18 protein-coding genes are annotated in these 16,663 nt (G+C 66.7%); 10 read left to right on the top strand and 8 right to left on the bottom strand.

The genetic code is table 11. The annotated features are described in order from the left end of the window. Nucleotides 1-90: 90 nt before the first annotated feature. A complete protein-coding gene (locus CFB39_RS35310; protein ID WP_089476443.1) occupies nt 91-990 on the bottom strand; it encodes a DMT family transporter in 900 nt (299 codons plus the stop codon). Between the two features lie 57 nt (nt 991-1,047). Between CFB39_RS35310 and CFB39_RS35305 the strand changes: the two genes are divergently transcribed. The 4 genes from CFB39_RS35305 to CFB39_RS35290 all read left to right on the top strand — a co-directional run bounded on the left by CFB39_RS35305 (nt 1,048) and on the right by CFB39_RS35290 (nt 4,172). Next, the gene (locus CFB39_RS35305) at nt 1,048-2,034 is read left to right on the top strand and encodes a LysR substrate-binding domain-containing protein (RefSeq protein WP_089476442.1); all 987 of its coding nucleotides are present in this window, start codon (nt 1,048-1,050) and stop codon (nt 2,032-2,034) included. Nucleotides 2,035-2,220: 186 nt separating this feature from the next. After that, nucleotides 2,221-2,889, top strand: coding sequence for a nitroreductase (locus tag CFB39_RS35300; protein WP_089430004.1), 669 nt, complete (start codon nt 2,221-2,223; stop codon nt 2,887-2,889). Between the two features lie 118 nt (nt 2,890-3,007). Further along, nucleotides 3,008-3,463, top strand: coding sequence for a sodium:proline symporter (locus tag CFB39_RS35295; RefSeq protein WP_089476441.1), 456 nt, complete (start codon nt 3,008-3,010; stop codon nt 3,461-3,463). Nucleotides 3,464-3,677: 214 nt separating this feature from the next. Next, on the top strand, nt 3,678-4,172 hold the full coding sequence (locus CFB39_RS35290; RefSeq protein ID WP_089476440.1) for a hypothetical protein: 495 nt from the start codon (nt 3,678-3,680) through the stop codon (nt 4,170-4,172). Nucleotides 4,173-4,180: 8 nt separating this feature from the next. Here CFB39_RS35290 and CFB39_RS35285 read toward each other — a convergent pair whose 3' ends face one another. The 5 genes from CFB39_RS35285 to CFB39_RS35265 form a co-directional block, all read right to left on the bottom strand. After that, the gene (locus CFB39_RS35285) at nt 4,181-5,332 is read right to left on the bottom strand and encodes an acyltransferase (RefSeq protein ID WP_089476439.1); all 1,152 of its coding nucleotides are present in this window, start codon (nt 5,330-5,332) and stop codon (nt 4,181-4,183) included. Nucleotides 5,333-5,465: 133 nt separating this feature from the next. Continuing rightward, nucleotides 5,466-6,110, bottom strand: coding sequence for a glutathione S-transferase family protein (locus tag CFB39_RS35280; RefSeq protein WP_089476438.1), 645 nt, complete (start codon nt 6,108-6,110; stop codon nt 5,466-5,468). 120 nt (nt 6,111-6,230) lie between these two features. After that, on the bottom strand, nt 6,231-7,403 hold the full coding sequence (locus tag CFB39_RS35275) for a porin (RefSeq protein WP_039364476.1): 1,173 nt from the start codon (nt 7,401-7,403) through the stop codon (nt 6,231-6,233). 192 nt (nt 7,404-7,595) lie between these two features. Beyond that, the gene (locus tag CFB39_RS35270) at nt 7,596-8,108 is read right to left on the bottom strand and encodes a DUF4262 domain-containing protein (protein ID WP_089476437.1); all 513 of its coding nucleotides are present in this window, start codon (nt 8,106-8,108) and stop codon (nt 7,596-7,598) included. A gap of 108 nt (nt 8,109-8,216) precedes the next feature. Continuing rightward, on the bottom strand, nt 8,217-10,070 hold the full coding sequence (locus tag CFB39_RS35265; RefSeq protein WP_089476436.1) for an ABC transporter ATP-binding protein: 1,854 nt from the start codon (nt 10,068-10,070) through the stop codon (nt 8,217-8,219). Nucleotides 10,071-10,359: 289 nt separating this feature from the next. Between CFB39_RS35265 and CFB39_RS35260 the strand changes: the two genes are divergently transcribed. From CFB39_RS35260 to CFB39_RS35250, 3 genes are all read left to right on the top strand, one after another. Beyond that, complete coding sequence (locus CFB39_RS35260) at nt 10,360-10,926, top strand: TetR/AcrR family transcriptional regulator (protein ID WP_089448963.1); 567 nt, start codon at nt 10,360-10,362, stop codon at nt 10,924-10,926. A gap of 225 nt (nt 10,927-11,151) precedes the next feature. Next, nucleotides 11,152-11,577 (top strand): organic hydroperoxide resistance protein, encoded by a 426-nt coding sequence (locus CFB39_RS35255; protein ID WP_046547194.1) that lies wholly within the window; start codon nt 11,152-11,154, stop codon nt 11,575-11,577. Between the two features lie 57 nt (nt 11,578-11,634). Continuing rightward, nucleotides 11,635-12,669, top strand: coding sequence for an alpha/beta hydrolase (locus CFB39_RS35250; protein ID WP_089433932.1), 1,035 nt, complete (start codon nt 11,635-11,637; stop codon nt 12,667-12,669). A gap of 101 nt (nt 12,670-12,770) precedes the next feature. On the opposite strand, the gene CFB39_RS35245 is transcribed toward CFB39_RS35250, so the two are convergent. Both CFB39_RS35245 and CFB39_RS35240 read right to left on the bottom strand, forming a co-directional pair. Then, nucleotides 12,771-14,486, bottom strand: a complete 1,716-nt coding sequence (locus tag CFB39_RS35245) for an ATP-binding protein (protein WP_089476435.1) — start codon at nt 14,484-14,486, stop codon at nt 12,771-12,773. 90 nt (nt 14,487-14,576) lie between these two features. Next, nucleotides 14,577-15,206, bottom strand: a complete 630-nt coding sequence (locus tag CFB39_RS35240; protein WP_089476434.1) for a response regulator transcription factor — start codon at nt 15,204-15,206, stop codon at nt 14,577-14,579. A 168-nt stretch (nt 15,207-15,374) separates the two neighbouring features. On the opposite strand from CFB39_RS35240, the gene CFB39_RS39870 reads away from it, so the two are divergent. Genes CFB39_RS39870 through CFB39_RS35230 form a run of 3 tightly spaced genes read left to right on the top strand, consistent with a single transcriptional unit; the run spans nt 15,375 to nt 16,597 of the window. Beyond that, nucleotides 15,375-15,620 (top strand): hypothetical protein, encoded by a 246-nt coding sequence (locus tag CFB39_RS39870; protein WP_144030365.1) that lies wholly within the window; start codon nt 15,375-15,377, stop codon nt 15,618-15,620. A 3-nt stretch (nt 15,621-15,623) separates the two neighbouring features. Next, nucleotides 15,624-15,947, top strand: coding sequence for a flagellar transcriptional regulator FlhD (locus CFB39_RS35235; RefSeq protein ID WP_039355302.1), 324 nt, complete (start codon nt 15,624-15,626; stop codon nt 15,945-15,947). Beyond that, nucleotides 15,944-16,597: a FlhC family transcriptional regulator gene (locus CFB39_RS35230; protein WP_089476433.1), complete on the top strand. Its 654-nt coding sequence runs from the start codon at nt 15,944-15,946 to the stop codon at nt 16,595-16,597. Before CFB39_RS35235 ends, CFB39_RS35230 begins: the two co-directional genes overlap by 4 nt. Nucleotides 16,598-16,663: the final 66 nt, after the last annotated feature.

Here is a 16,663-nt window from a genome sequence, read left to right as displayed (position 1 = left end):
GCATTCCGCTTTGCAGATGCCGGGGTTCGTCCCGACCGGCTCGCTTGCGGATCGTCGGGGCGATCGGGCCGGCCCGATTCGGCTGCGAGCCTAAGAACGTCCGCGCAACGCCACGAAGATCACGCCGGCAATCGCCAGCAGGCCGCCGCACACCGTCTCGATGCCGGGTCGCTCGCCCGTCAGCACCATCGACAAGACCGTCGCGACCGCCGGCGTCAGGTAGAGGAAGTTGGCGGCGCGCGCCGCGCCGAAGTAGCCGAGTGCGAAGGTCCAGGTCGCGTAACCCAGTGCGGCGGGGAAGATGCCGAGCATCAGCACGGCCAGCGCGGTGTCGCGCGACCCGCTGCCCAGCGCCACGAGCGCGCCCGGCAGCCACGGCGTGAGCAGCAGCGCGCCGGCGAGCAGCGTGTACGCGGTGCAGGCCAGCGCGCCGTACACCGGAATCAGCCGCCGCTGCAGCACGAAATAGCTGGCCGAACACAGGGCCGCGCCGAGGATCAGCGTGCTGCCGGCGCCGAGGACGAGGCCGCCCGGCTGCCCGCGCGCGATCACCGCGATGCCGGCGAGGCTGACCAGCGAGCCGAGCCAGCCCCAGCGGTTGAAGCGCTCGCCCAGAAACACCGAGGCCAGCAGCGCCGTGAAGATCGGCAGCGTGTTCACGATGAAGCTCGCCGCGCCGGCCGAGACGGTTTGCTCGCCGGTATTGAGCAGCGCGTTGTAGAGCGCGATGCCGAGAAAGCCGCACAGCAGGAAGCGCAGCGCGTCGCCCCGGGTCGGCACGCGCGGCCGCCGCACGGCGAGCCACGCGACGATCAGCACGGCCGCCGTGGCGAAGCGCGCCGCCGCGAGTTGCAGCGGTGTCAGGCCATGCAGGCCGATCCGGATGAACGGGAAAGCGGACGCCCACGAGACGATCGTGAAGGCGACCGCGCCGGCCGCGATCAGCGGCTGCCGCGCAGTGCGCGACGACGGGGTGGAGAGCGTGTTCATGCGGCCATGATGAGGCGTGGCAAGATGCTAAGCTAGCGCACAGATCAGCACGCAGATATGACCATGATTCACAGCTCGAGCCGGCGGCCGGCCGGCGCTTCAACCCGCGCAAAGCGCGCGCCGGCGGCGTCGCCCGCCGCAGCGCCGGCGCCGGGTTCGCGGCCGCCGCTCGCGAGTCTCGAGACGGTGTGCACGGTCGCGCGCGAGGGTTCGTTCCTCGCCGCGGCCGATGTCTCCGGCGTGACGCACGGCGCGATCAGCCGGCGGGTGGCCGCTGTCGAAAACTGGCTCGGCCTGCGGTTGTTCGAACGCCATGCGCGCGGTGTGCGCCTGACGCCGGACGGCCAGCGCTTCGTCGGCCGGATCGAGCAGGCGTTCGCGATCATCGACAGTGCGGCCGATCAGTGGCGCTCGCCGCGTACGCCGCGGCTGGTCAGGATGAGCGTGGTGCCGGCCTTCGCGCAGCTCTGGCTGCTCGAGCGCCAGCATGCACTCGAGAGCGAGGCGCCCGCATTGCGGATCGAACTCGGCATCGATCTGCGCAACGTGGATATCGCCGGCGGCGAAGCAGACCTGTCGATCCGGTACGGGCGCGGCAACTGGCGTCAGCTCGACACCCGTGCGTTCATGCCGGAACGGCTCTATCCGGTTGCGCATCCGCGGCTCGCCGCGCAACTGGCGAAGGCGCGCCGCCGGCGCGGCGATGCCGCGTTGCTCGACATGCCGTTGCTGCACGATTCCGACGTGACTGGCTGGCGCACGTGGTTCGATGCATTGGGCGTGCCGTTCAAGCCGCGCGCGCAGGATCGCCGTTTCGAGGATTACAACCTCGTGCTGGCCGCCGCCGAGGCCGGGCTCGGCGTGGCGCTGGCGCGGGTACCGCTCGCCGACGCCTATCTCAAGCGCAGCGAACTCGTGCGCGTGAGCCCGCACGAAGTCGATTCGGTGCTCAGGTATTACTTCGTGCATGCGAAGGGGGAGAATCGGCCTGAGGTGCTGGCGTTGATGGAGCGGATGCGGGCGGCGGTGGGGGCAGGCGGCTAGTGCCGGCTATAGGGTATCGTGTCGGCCCGCCACGATAGCTGTGGCAGCGAAAAAGCGTTGTGCGATACGCGGCACTAGGCTCGGGCCGCCGGATCGACGACAATGCGACCGCGAAAAACGATGAGGTGGAGAGATGAACGAGATTCGAAAAGGGATGCATCCGTGCGGATGCAAGCGAGGTCAACAATGAACAAGCCGGACAAGTCGTCGAAAGCGCGTGCCGCGCTCGACCAGCTGTTTTCGGGCATGGCGCCCACGGACGCGACGCGCGCGTCGCGTCCGGGCAATCCGTTCGAAGCGAGCGCGGACGATGCATCCGCCGGCACCGGCGGGCGCGGCGGTATCGAAGTCACGCTGTCGACCCGGATCCAGTTGCGCGGCTATCCGAATGCGAACGCATTCATGAAGCGCATGGCCGAAGCGTGGGGGCTGGAGTGGGGGATGTACGACAGCGTCAAGGCCATCGCGACGCTGCCCGTCGGATGGCGAGCGCGCCGGTTGCCGGAAGTCACGCAGATCGTCGACGGACACGACGTGCTGCGCGCGGAGAGCAGCCTGCAGGGCGGCGAAATGTCGTATCTGAAAGTGCATCCGCGGTACTACATCGACGCACGCAAGGGATTGGGCTGGGGCAAGTCGTCGAAGGCGTCCGACGATCCGGATCTCGACGGCCCCGACTGGAACTGCTTCGTGATCGATCGCGAAAAGTCCATCGAAGTGCACGAACTGACGACCTCGTCGTTGAAAGCCGACATGGACAACGCGCGGGCGACGTTGCTGAAATGGCTGGACGAGAACTATCCGAAACATCGCGATCCTTTCGCTTACTGGTCGGATTGCGAAGGGGCGTCGTAATCTTGCGTGGCTGCCCGGTTCGGGTTCCGGTTCACCGGCACGCGCTGTGCGGCCGGCGCCGGAGCGGGTGGGGTGCAAGTCGCTTCGATGCATCGGCCGGTTGCGACGGGAGCGTCAATTGAAACGAGCCAGTGTCGTCCCGGTTCTCTGGGCAGCGTTCGGTGCGGCGGTCGGTTCGACCGTCATCGAGCTGCTGCTCTGGCCGATCGTCGGTGACGACGCGATCGGGAACCTGCTGCGCGACACACGCCTCACGGCAGCCATCGTGATGGGGCGCGGCGTGCTCGGGGCGTCCGCCGGCTTCGATCCGCTCGTCATGGCGGTGGCGACCCTCGTGCATCTGGTGCTGTCGCTGGTCTACGCGGCCGTGCTGGCGAAGGTGATTCGCAACCTGTCGCTCGCGGCCTCGCTCTTCGTGGGCGGCGCGTTCGGCCTCATCCTGTACGGCGTCAACCTGTACGCGTTCACCGCGATCTTCCCGTGGTTCATTCCGGTTCGTGGCGCGATCACACTCGTGGCCCATCTGGTATTCGGGATCACGGCAGCGGCTGCCTACCGCTTCGCCAGGCGCTAGGCCGGGCGCCAATCGACGGTGCCTGCGTCGATCATTCACATCAGACCCCTGGAATAAGCCCGCGCGCTGCATCGTTTAGCCGTCAGGAGACCCTGCACGATGCGGCGGCGCGTGAGCGCCGCGTGATGAATCGTGCGCGAGCAATCCGATCTGCCGGGCGCCGTCAGCGGCGCCCGCGATCGAGTGGTCGGGGGCAATCAGGCAGGAGCCGATCATGTGCAACTGGATTCGATCCGGGATAGGTATCGTCTGTCTCGGCTGTTCCGCGGCGGTCTTTGCGCAAACGTACGACGATCTGGCGGACGAGACGACGAACTGCCGGGCGGTCGTCGCGCGAGCGAACATCGACGGCACCGAGCAGCAAATCGTCGGGCGTGCGTGCCTGCAGGACGATGGCACATGGCAGTTCGTGCAGAGCGCCGATGGTAGTGTTTTATGGTATCCGGCAGCGGACTATCCGTATGCCGACCTGGGGTACTGGGGGCCGCCGCTTTTCATCGGCGCAGGTGTGGGCTTCGTGTTCGTCGATCGCTTCCACCGCTTCCATCATTTCCACCACTTCGATCACGTCGTCCACTTCAACGGGGTGGACCATCACCGCGTCGGCGTGCCGATCGGCGGCGGTTTTCACTACGGTGCGTTTCCGGCCGGCACTGTCGGGCATGGGTTCGGCGGCGGGAGCGGATTCGGTGGAATGCGGCGACGCTGACGCAGCAGTTACAGGATCGATGCGAACCTGGGCACGCGAAGCAGCAGTCCTGCGATCAGGTAGCACGCGACGCATGCGATGCCGCCGGTCGCGGCGAACTTCAGGAACGGGGCCGCCGGCACGTTCTGCCATGCGAGGGCAACGCCGACCAGCACCGGCGGATGGATGATGTAGATCGTGTAGGCGCGTCGCGCCAGCGGCTGCCACACGCCCGTCAGTCGAGTGAAGCGTCGCTGAAAGCGGCTGGCGAGAAACAGTATCGTGCCCCATGCGACCAGTGGCTCCCAGAACGCGTACACCACGTCAACCGGACGGTCATGCAATGCGGGAACGTGCTTCGCGAGAAGGTAGGCGACGGGCAGGACAGGGATTGTCAGCAGCGCGATGCGCCACCATGTGTCGACCTGCCGTGGCGGAAGATGCTCGAGCCAGCGTGCGCGTGCTGCCCGGCAACCTGCTGCGTACAGCACGACGTAGCTGGCGAAATACCCGAGCTGAAGCCCCCATACGTTGACACCTATCGGCCATCGCGACCGCAACGCCAGCGCCGCGATCCCGGTCAGCAATGCCGCCGAGGCCAAGGTCCTGTCCGAGGGGAAAGGATGCTGCTCAGGCCGGCTCGCGGTGCGCGCGAACGCGGCGCTCCAGAGTGCCGCAGCCGCACTGAAAATCAGCAAAGCCTTGGCGAACCACATCGGGCCATTGTCGAACGTGCCGTGGCGCCACAGGCGGCCGAGCGTGTCTTCAAACGGGTGCCCGGCAGCGGACTGCGCCAGCGCGATCGTGGCGGGGCCGATCAGAAACCCATACACCAGCAGCGGCAAGCCGAGCCTGAGAAACCGGTCAGCCAGAAAGCGGGGGGCGCCCTTGCGATCGAGGGATGGTGGCGTGTGGTAGCCCGCCAGGAAAAAGAACAGGCCCATGAAGAACGCCTGGTTGATCGCGCAGAAGAGCGTCAACAGCGCGGATTCCACCGACGGCCCCGCGGCCACCTCGTGGTAGTACCACCCGCCGAGCGCACCGTACGTGATCGCGCAGTGGTGAAACACGACCAGCAACGTCAGGCAGGCGCGCAATGCGTCGAGGCCGGCGTTGCGATGCGCGGCAACCGCCTGGTCCGTCCGGGCCGTGACATTGACTGCAATGTCCTGAGCGCTCATTGCCTTGCCTGTGGGATTGGTCAGTCATGACCCGCGTCGCATGCATCGGGCGGGCGTACAGGTCGGCAACATACGCCGTTGTGATTACAACCTTCCTACAAGCCGTTCTGCTGCCGGCGCGATACGCGATTGCCTAATCGAGCCGCCCGCGCAGATCGTCGAACGGAATCATCACGTGCGTGCGATACGCGGGCCGTGCTTGCAGCCGCTCGTACCACGCTTGCACGTGCGGGAGGTCCGGCCGTGCGATGTCGAGTTCGAAGTAGCGATACAGGTGCGTGCCGGCCGCGATGTCGGCGAGTGTGATTGAATCACCCGCGAGAAACGGCTGCCCGGCCAGCGCCGCATCGAGCGTCCGGAAGTGCTGCGCGCACTGCGCGATGCTTTGCTCGACGCGCACCGTGTCGCGCTGCTCGGGCGGCGTCCGGAAGTAGCCGCGGAACACACCGTTCAGGAACGTCGGCTGCAACGTGGTTTGCGACCAGTCCATCCAGCGGTCGGCGCGCGACTGTTCGGCGGGGTCGTCGTGCCAGAAGCCGGGGCGCCCGTAACGCGCGGCGAGGTAGCGCAGGATGCTGTGCGATTCCCAGACGACCGTGCCGCCGTCGTCGATCACGGGTATGCGCCCGTGCGGGTTCATCGCCAAAAATTCGGGCGTGTCGAGCACGCCGAACTGCCCGCCGGCCGGCACGTGCCGATGCGCAAGCGCGAGCTCGTCGACGAGCCACATCACCTTCTGGACGTTGAATGCATTGCGGCGCCCCCATACGGTCAGCATGCCGGCCTCCTGGTGTCGTGCGGAACGGGATCGCGACAGTGTAAACGCGGCAGGCGCGCACCGCGGTGCGCGCCTGCCAGCTGTCGCCGATGTCGTCGTTGCCGCCGTGCGGCGACGCGATCAGAACTTGTGGCGAATCCCGACGATCGCGAGTTCCTGGGTATCGGTGCCGGAGTTCACGCCGTACGAGCCGACCGACGCGGCGGCCTTCACGACCGCGCCGTTCGCGTTGAGCGTGTTGCCGCTCGCCTTCTGGTAGCCGAACAGCGCATACAGGTCGGTGCGTTTCGACAACGCGTAGTCCGCGCCGAGGTTGACCTGGTTGTAGTGCGCGGAACTCGGCCCCGTCAGCGACGTGTAGTTATAGCCGACGCCCGCGCGCAGCGCCGGCGAGAACTGCCAGTTGAAGAACGCCGAGCCGTTGTTGAACTTCGCGTTCTGGCTGAACGCCGACAGCGTGTCCGCGCCGTACTGCGTGTTCGAATACGCGAGGCCGAAGGTGGCGGGCCCGGCCACGTACTGGCCGGCCACGCGCACGATCTGGATCGACTTCGCGCTCGAGAAGCCCTGGTTGATCACGGTGTTGAACAGCGTGTCCGAGCTGCTCGACCACGTGCGCACGCCGTTCGCGACGGTGGAGCCGCCGTTCGCGTAGAAGAAGCCGGCGCCGAGCGACAGCGGGCCGTTCGCGTAGCTTGCGCCGAAGCTGTACGTGCGGCCGCTGCCGGTGGCGCCCGCGACGCCGCCGAAGCCGTACAGGCCTTCGAACTGGAAGCCCGAGATCAGCGGGCTCGTGTATTTCACCGAGTTGCTGACGCGCAGGCTGTTGTCGTAGTTGTCGAGGTCGCCCGGCGTCGCGAACACGCCGCCGAAGTAGTTGTCCTGCGTGAGGCCCTGCACGAGATCGACGACCGGATCGTACTGGCGGCCGAGCGTCACGGTGCCGTACGTGCTGCTCGCGAGGCCGACGACGGCCTTGCGGCCGAACTCGCGCCCGCCCTGGCCGAGCGCGCCCGTGCCGATGTTGAAGCCGTTCTCGAGCTGGAACAGCGCGGCCAGGCCGCCGCCGAGATCCTCGGTGCCGCGCAGCCCCCAGCGGCTGCCCGACAGGTTGCCGCTGCTGAACTTGACGAGGCTCGACGCATTGCTGCCGTTCGCGTTCTGCGCATTGTGCACGTACGCGATGCCCGCATCGGCGATACCGTACAGCGTGACGCTGCTTTGTGCGTGCGCGCCGGCGGCGTAGAGCGCGGCCGGCAGCGCGAGCAGTGCGAATGACCGGATCTGTTTCATTGTTGGATTCCCCCGTTGGTCGATTGGTCTGACGAGTCGGTGAACGATACGGACGGCGCATCGTCGAGGGAACCAATAAATTTTCGGATCGTTATGAGGCGGCGCGGAGATGGGTGCGCGCGCAACGAATGGGCGGCGCGGGCGGGCCACCCGCGCATCGCGACGGGCGTGCCGCACGATCCCGTGCGCAGATCAGTGGCAAGCGTCGCCCGATGCGAACAGCCGCGGCTGTGCGGCATTCAATGTGTCATCCGCTTCGGGCTGCCACGGAAAGATCCCGTTGCGGTCGGGCCACAGCAACTGGACGCACGGGAAGTCGTCGCTGCCGTAGAACCAGCGATTCCAGCCCAGGTGCGCTTCGTAGTGCGCTTTTTCGACCGGCATGAGGAGTGCGTTCGCATTGGTGTAGATGGATGCGGTGACTTCGCCGACCGGAGGCGGCGTACCGGCCGCGACCATCCGGTAGACGTCCCACAGCACGTCGTGGACGATGCGCGCCGGCAACGAGAACACGATGATTTCCGGAAAACCGTGGTTGACCCACAGCCCGGTCGTGAACGAGAACCCGGGATCGTCTCCCTCTGCAAACACTTCCGTGCGAAACCATCCGTGCCGGCGAATCTGGTTCACGAATCGCTGCTCGTCTTCCTCGAGCACCGAATCGGGCGCGTCGAGCGCAGTGGCGATATCCGGTCGCGTGGTCATAACGGTTCCTTGTATCTGCGTCGTGCGGCAGGATACCGGGCGACGAGGTTCGGCTGACGGCAAAGCGATCGCGGCCGAATCCGCCGCTGATCGCGATGCCGCCACGGCTCACTGCTCCGCGCCTTCCACATCCGCCGTCTCACCAAGGAACCCACCGCTCTGGTGCGCCCACAGCGCCGCGTAAATACCACCCGCCTGCAGCAACTGCTGGTGCGTCCCTTCCTCGACGATGCGCCCTTCGTCGAGCACGATCAGCCGGTCCATCGCCGCGATGGTCGACAGCCGGTGCGCGATCGCGATCACCGTCTTGCCGCTCATCAGGTCGTCGAGGCTGCGCTGGATCGCGACTTCGACTTCGGAATCAAGCGCGCTGGTCGCCTCGTCGAGCACGAGGATCGGCGCGTCCTTGAGCATCACGCGCGCGATCGCGACGCGCTGCCGCTGGCCGCCCGACAGCTTCACGCCGCGCTCGCCGACCTCGACGTCGTAGCCGCTTCGGCCATGGCGATCGCGCAGCCGGTCGATGAACTCGGACGCTTCCGCGCGCACGGCTGCGTCGTGCATCTCGCGCTCGGTCGCGTCGGGGCGCCCGTACAGCAGGTTCTCGCGCATCGTCCGGTGCAGCAGCGACGTATCCTGCGTGACCATCCCGATCGCGCCGCGCAGGCTGTCCTGCGTCACGTGCGCGATGTCCTGCCCGTCGATCCGGATCGTGCCGCCGCCCACGTCGTAGAAGCGCAGCAGCAGGTTCACGAGCGTCGACTTGCCGGCGCCCGAGCGGCCGATCAGGCCGATCCGCTCGCCGGGCCGGATCGTCAGGTTCAGCCCGTCGAACACCGCGCGATCGTTGTCCTCGTGCGCGAACTGCACGTTGTCGAACACGATCCCGCCGCGCTGCACCACGAGCGGCTTCGCGTCGGGCGCGTCGACCACGCTGTGCACCTTCGTCAGCGTGTTGATGCCGTCCTGGATCGTGCCGACGTTCTCGAACAGCTCGGTCATTTCCCACATGATCCAGTGCGAATAGCTCGACAGGCGCAGCGCCATCGCGATCACCGCCGCGACGACGCCCGCGCTCACCTCGCCGTGCATCCACAGCAACAGCGCGAGGCCGGTCGAGCCGACCAGCAGCAGCGTCGACAGCAGGTGATTGACGACTTCGAACGCGCTGACGAGCCGCATCTGCGCGTCGCCGGTCGCCTTGAACGCCTCCATCGCGCGGCGCGCGTGGTCGGCTTCGCGGCGCGTGTGCGAGAACAGCTTGACGGTCGTGATGTTCGAATACGCATCGGTGATGCGGCCCGTCATCAGCGCGCGCGCATCGGCCTGGCGGCTGCCGACGGCACCGAGGCGCGGCACGAAATACGCGCACGCCAGGCCGTAGCCGAGCGCCCACAGCGCGAGCGGGATCATCAGCCGCCAGTCGAAGCTGGCCGCGAGCGCGAGGATGCCGATCAGGTACGCGGCGACGCCGATCACGACGTCGACCGACATGAACAGCGCATCGCGCACCGCGAGCGCGGTCTGCATGATCTTGGTCGTCACGCGGCCCGCGAACTCGTTCGCGTAGAACGACAGGCTCTGGTCGAGCATCAGCCGGTGAAACAGCCAGCGCAGCCGCATCGGGAAGTTGATCGCGAGCACCTGGTGTTTGACCATCGTATGCAGCGCGATCAGCAGCGCGCTGCCGGCGAGGATCGCCGCGAACCCGGCGAGCGTGCCGAAGTGCCGGCCGCCGAAATCGGCCGGCGTCGAGGACGCGAGCCAGTCGACCACGCGGCCCATCATCGCGAACAGCGCGGCTTCGTACGCGGCCAGCGCGGCCGACGTCAGCGCGATCAGCAGGATCCAGCTGCGCGCGCCTTTCGTGCACGCCCAGACGAACGAGAAGAAACCCCGCGGCGGCGTGACGGGATCTTCGAGCGGGAAAGTCGGCAGGCGCCGTTCAAACCACGAAAACATCGACTTGTTCTCCTTGTGCGGCCCGACGCAGCGGGCGGGCCGATGATGCCGGGGCCGGATGCGACGCGGTCATCGTGTGCCGGCACGTCCGTCCAGCCGATGGACGTCGCGCCGCGATTCGCGTGGCCCGGCGTGAAGTGTCGCATCGATTCGATCGTGCTGCAGGCCGGTTGTAAGCCGCCCGGCCAGACGAGCGGCATCGTGATTGCGCGGCGGGCTCGCAGGCATGGTCATCGCGCCCTTAAAAAATTCCTTGACTGTCTATCTATGAGTAGATAAAGTTCGATCCATGGAAACGAAACCGACCGTCCGCGAACAGATTCTCGATCATGCAATCACGCTGATGATGCAGCGCGGTTACAACGGCTTCAGCTATCGGGACCTGTCCGACCTGGTGGGCGTGAAGACTTCGAGCATCCACTACTACTTCCCGTCGAAGGACGATCTGGTGCTGGAAGCGGTGGCGGCCTACAGCGACGAAGTCCTCGCGGCCGTGCGGGCGATCGATCCGGCGCTGCCGGCCGACGTGAAGCTGAGCCTGTACACGAAGATGTTCGGCCGCACGCTGGGCGACGGCAACCTGATCTGCCTGTGCGGGATGCTCGCGTCCGACATCGAAACGTTGCCGGAGAACGTGCGGCAGGCGGTGCAGGCGTTCTTCACGGCCAACGAGCGCTGGCTCGCGGAATTGCTGGCGCAAGGCGCGAAGGAAGGCACGCTGCAGTTCAGCGGCGAGCCCGACACGGCGGCGCGCACGTTGTACGCGGCGTTCCAGGGCAGCGTGCTGGCCAGCCGGCTGTTTCATACGCGGGCGCGTCTCGAGGATGTCGAGGCCGTCTGGAAAGCGCGGTCCTGACGGGCGGCGCAAGCAGGGAGGCGGTTCGCCGCCTTTTTATTGAATCTTGTTATCTATCATGTAGTAGATAGATGACTGGCGCAGAGGAATCGATCTTCTGCATTTTTTGGGAATGTTTATCTATCTATGAGTAGATAAGCAAGTGCGAAGCCGGCGAAGAAACCGCCGGCACGTGGTTCCCGGTTCGAAGGCTGTTTCATTCATTTGCTGAAAAAGGAGTCTGTCATGTCGATCGAAAAAGTGCTGTACCGCGCCCATGCAAAAGCCACCGGCGGCCGTGACGGCCGTGCCACGGTGCCCGAAAGCGGCCTCGACCTGAAGCTGACCACGCCGCGCGAGCTCGGCGGCGCGGGCGGTGCGGGCGCGAACCCCGAGCAGCTGTTCGCCGCCGGCTACAGCGCGTGCTTCATCGGCGCGATGAAGTTCGTCGCCGCGCGGGACAAGATCGCGATCCCCGCGGACGCCGCGATCGAAGGCAGCGTCGGCATCGGCGCGATCCCGAACGGCTTCGGCATCGAAGTCGAACTGAAGATTTCGCTGCCGGGCCTCGATCGCGATGTCGCGCAAACGCTGATCGACCGCGCGCACGTCGTTTGCCCGTACTCGAACGCGACGCGCGGCAATATCGACGTCACGCTCACGCTCGTCTGATCAGTCGCACTGCCAACCATCCATCGCCATTCAAAGATTCGACCAAGGAGTTGCACCATGAAGATCGTCAAGCCGCTGCTGATCGCTGCCGCCGTGGCAGCCGCACTGTCCACCGCACCTGCCGCGTTCGCCGCCGGCGCCGAAGCCGTCGGTCCCGATGCGACGACGAGCGCATTCCTCGCCGCGCTGAACGGCCAGAAGGGCCCCGGCCTCGAAACGCTGAGCCCCGCGAAGGCGCGCCAGGTGCTGGTCGATGCGCAGAACGGCACGAAGGTCGACCTGTCGGGCATCGACGTGTCGAACCGCACGATCGAACAGGACGGCTTGTCCGTGCCGGTCACGATCGTCCGCCCGCAGGGCGCGACGGGCACGCTGCCGGTGTTCGTGTTCATTCACGGCGGCGGCTGGGTGCTCGGCGATTTCCCGACGCACGAACGCCTCGTGCGCGACCTCGTCGTGCAATCGGGCGCCGTCGCGGTGTTCGTGAACTACACGCCGTCGCCGGAAGCGCATTACCCGGTGGCGATCAACCAGGCGTATGCGGCGACGAAGTGGGTGGCCGCGCACGGCGCGGAGATCGGTGTCGACGGCAGCCGCCTCGCGGTGGTCGGCAACAGCGTCGGCGGGAACATGGCGGCCGTGGTGGCGCTGATGGCGAAGGACAAGGGCGGCCCCGCGATCCGCTTCCAGGGGCTGATGTGGCCGGTGACGGACCACAACTTCAACACGGGCTCGTACAACGCGTATCAGCAAGGGCACTTTCTGACGCGGCCGATGATGAAGTGGTTCTGGGACGCCTATACGAAGAACGAAGCGCAACGCAACGAGATCTACGCGTCGCCGCTGCGCGCGAGCACCGCGCAGTTGAAGGGCCTGCCGCCCGCGCTGATCCAGGTCGCGCAGTTCGACGTGCTGCGTGACGAAGGTGAAGCGTATGGCCGCAAGCTCGACGCGGCGGGTGTCGATGCGACGACCACGCGCTACGACGGCACCATCCATGACTTCGGCCTGCTGAACGCACTGGCCACGGATGCGCCGACGAAAGCCGCGACGAAGGCGATGGCGAACGAGATCGCGACGCGGTTGAAGTAAGCGAGGGCCCGCACGCGCGCCGCGCTTGACGCGGTGCGCGTGAGAAGACTCGGCGGCGGGCAGATGCCCGCCGTTTTTGCATGCCGCCAGTGCGCCGCCGACTATCCCGCGTCGGCCCGGCGCTGCTGCCCGGGGGCCTGCGCATGCAGCAGGCGTGCCATCGCCGTGCGCAGCTTGTCGCTCGGCACCGGCTTGTGCAGCAGCACGAACCCGCCGTGCTTCAGCCGGCCGGGCCGTCGCGCGGTCGTGTCGCCCGTGATCAGCATCGCGGGAATCGCCGTGTTGTACTCGTCGCGAATGCGCGCGATCGCAGCGATGCCGTTCTGGTCGCCGTGCAGGTGCAGGTCGCAGATCAGCAGGGTCGGCCGTACCTCGCACGATGCCAGGCACGCGATCGCGTCATCGACCGACGCGGCCGTGACGACCTGGTAGCCCCAGCGCTCGAGCAGCATCGACATGCCGGCGCGGATCGCGCTTTCGTCGTCGATCACGACCACGAGGTGCGCGGCGGCCGTCGTCTCGTCGACGGCGATCTCGTCGGCGGCGGCGCCCGGCTGCACGGCCGTGTCCAGCCGCACCAGCTGCAGTTCGAAGCATGAGCCCCGCCCGGGTTCGGAGCGCAGCGTCAGCGGACAGTCGAGCAGCCCCGCAAGGCGCCGCACGATCGCCAGCCCGAGGCCGACGCCCCGTTCGGGCTCGTCGCCGCGACGGCGCAACTGGTAGTAGTCGTCGAATACGCGCGCCTGCTGGTCGGCCGGAATGCCGTGCCCGGTGTCGATGAATTGCAGGCGAACGTGCTGGCGTGTGCGCCTGCAGCCGACGACGATGCGTCCGGTGTCGGTATAGCGCACCGCATTCGACAGCAGGTTGCGCGCGATGCGCTCGATCAGCACGGGATCGGAATCGACCACTGCGTTGCTGCGCACGTACGACAGCGACAAGCCTTTCCCGTGCGCGTCGGCGGCGACTTCGCGGCACACGCGCTCCAGCACCGCGCCGATCGCGAACGGCCGGCGATGGACGGGCACGACGCCCGCATCGAGCCGCGAGATGTCGAGGATCGCGGTGAACAGCGCGTCCATCGCGTTGACGGACTGGTCGATGCGATCGACGAGCAGCGTGCCGTCGGCCGGCATCGGCACGTGTCGCAACGCGCCGACGAACAGGCTCAACGCGTGGACGGGCTGGCGCAGGTCGTGGCTCGCTGCCGCGAGAAAGCTCGACTTGACGTGCACGGCCTCCGTCGCGAGATCCTTTTGCCGGCGGAAGTTCTCGGCCAGCTGCGCGGCGCGCTGGCGTTCGCGTTCGGCGATCCGCTGCGCGCGGATCAGTTGCAACTGCATCTCGATCTGGTCGCGGAATTCCTCGACGAGGCGGATGTAGCGCTCCGAATACGCATTCTCCTTGCAGTCGAGCAGGCAGATCGTGCCGAACGGCGTGTTGTCGGGCCAGCGGATCGGCAGGCCGAGATACGAGACCATGTTGACGCGCAGGTCCGGATTGTTGCGCCACTGCGCGGATTGCCGCGCATCCGGCACGACCAGCGTATCGCCGCTCGCGATGACCGCTTCGCAGTAAAGCCCCGAGCCGTGCAGTTCGGCCGATTCGCCCGGATAGAACGGATTGCCGGTGTTGCGGCTCGCCACCAGCACCTGGATGTCGCGGCCGACGTTGCGCATGATCAGCCCGGCCGGCACGCCGACGATTTCCGCCATCAGGTCGACGAGGCGCTGCCAGCGCGCGATCACGTCGGCGGCGAGGTCGAACGGGACTTCATGGTCGGCCGGCGCGTCGGGCGGCTCGTCGACATGCGTCATGCGCACGCTCCTCGAACGGGCGGGGAAGATGAGGAAAATTTAGGCGTTCCGCGCCGGCATGGCAATGTCGCGACGCGAGCAGCCGTCGGATCAGATGAGGCCGGCCTTCCTGCCGGCTGCCGCTGCCTGGGTGCGGTTGATGACGTTCAGCGCCTTGAAGATCGCGGTGATGTGCGCCTTGATGGTCTTTTCGGACAGGCCCAGCTTGTCGGCGATGACCTTGTTCGGCACGCCTTCCGCGAGATAGCGCAGCACTTCGATCTGTCGTTGCGTCAGCATCGATCCGCGTGCCGCAGCGGCGCCGTCCTGATGCTGCAGCGCGGGGTCGTCGAGCACGAGCGGCGGTACGTAGCGTTCGCCGTTGAGGGCGATCCGGATCGCGGACAGCAGCGTGCGCGGGCTGGCGGACTTCGGCACGTAACCCATCGCGCCCTGCGCGAACGCGCTGCGCACGGCGCCGGGATCCTCGGACGACGACAGCACGATGACCGGGAGCCCCGGGCGCATCGTCGCGAAGACGGCGAGCGCGTCGAGGCCGTCCATGCCCTGCAGCTTCAGGTCGAGCACGATGGCGTCGAGGTCGGTGTGATCGTCGAGCAGCCGCATCGCATCATCGGCGCTGCTCGCCTGGACGACGACCGTGTCGTCGTCACCCTGGCGCAGCAGCATCTCCACGCCATCCCGCAGGATCGCGTGATCGTCGACGATCAGAATTTTCATGAGGACGCTTGAATAAGTGAATCCGGAGTCGGGCCGACACGAACGAACCGGATTGTACAAGACGAAAGTCTTAATACTAAAGTCGCTTTTGTCCTGCATCTGTCTTGCGTCTAACGTCGCATTTACATTCAGCGGAATATCGCCGAGACTCAATCACGACAGTTCGCAATGCAGGTGAATGCAGGCACGCCATTCGATGCGTCGCCGGCATCGCGGCGATGCGAGCGACGAAGCAAGCGGCCCTCTACAGGATTGAATGACGGCGCGCTGCACGCACACGATGTGCGTCGTTCGGCAACCATGAATTTCGGTTATTCATGCCGAACGAAAAAATTAACGGTTCGTAATAACGGGATTATCGGCACGCATTTTGACGATGAATCATTGATCCTGATCGCGCATGAATCGAGGTGAACGATGAAGGTTGCCAACGACAGCGATGCAATGTGGGAACTGAACATGTCGTATCTCTGGCTTGCGCAGCGACTGCTGCAGTCGGATCGCGCAACCGGCATGTTCCGCCTGGGTGTGACCGCCGATGTCGCCGCCGCGCTGGCCGCGCTGTCGATGAAGCACATGAACGAGCTCGCGTCCGCGGGGCAGTTGATCTGCGCATTGCGGCCGGGCCGCTACGGTGTGCTGTCGGCACTGACCCGCGCGACGCCGCCGGTCGATCTCGTGCGCGTGCACACCGCGATGGTGCTGGCCGGCCTTGCGCTACCCGACGAGGAAACATCGTGAACGGCCGGGCAGGGCGACATGGCCTCGCGGACGACGCGCAACTGACGATGCACGCGGCGGCGCTGATCCGGCTCGGCGCGCGGCTGCAGATGCTGGAAATCGAGTGCGGATTGCCGCGCGACCGGCTCGTGCGGCTGTATCGCGAAGTGCGCGGCGTGGCCGCGCCGAAGGGGTTGCTGCCGTCGTCGATCGACTGGTACATGACGTGGTTCGCGAACCTTCATGCATCGCTGTTCCACAGCATCTATCGCTTCCTGCGCAACCAGGCGGGCTGCACGCGACTCGAGGCGCTCGTCAAGGCCTATACGCTGTATGCCGAACAGGGCGATGCCGCGTGCCGCGCGTTGCCGCTGGACCTGACACGCGCCTGGATGCTGGTGCGCTTCGTCGACGCCGGGGTGCTCGACATCGCCCGATGCCGGGATTGCGGCGCGGCGTTCATCACCTACCGCCACGCGCTGCGCCGGCATCCCGTGTGCGTCGCCTGCCGGCTGCCGGCGCGTGCCGGCAAGCGCGCGGTCGCGACGTCGCCGCGCGCGGAGCCCGACACGCGTCATGCGCGACGGCACGACGCACAGGTTGCCGTCGCGTCCTGTCGCGGCAGCGGGAGCGCCGTGGACGATTCATCGGGAGAATGGTGTGCGATCTAGCGGGGCGAGGGCGGCCGCGGCAGGGCCCACGCGGTCCGCGGCGCATGACGCCGGCCAGCACCTCGC

It is taken from the genome of Burkholderia sp. AU6039, from assembly GCF_002223365.1.
In the GTDB taxonomy this organism is placed as follows: domain Bacteria; phylum Pseudomonadota; class Gammaproteobacteria; order Burkholderiales; family Burkholderiaceae; genus Burkholderia.
The sequence above is the reverse complement of the archived record's forward strand: the minus strand, read 5'-3'. Positions and strand labels throughout refer to the sequence as shown.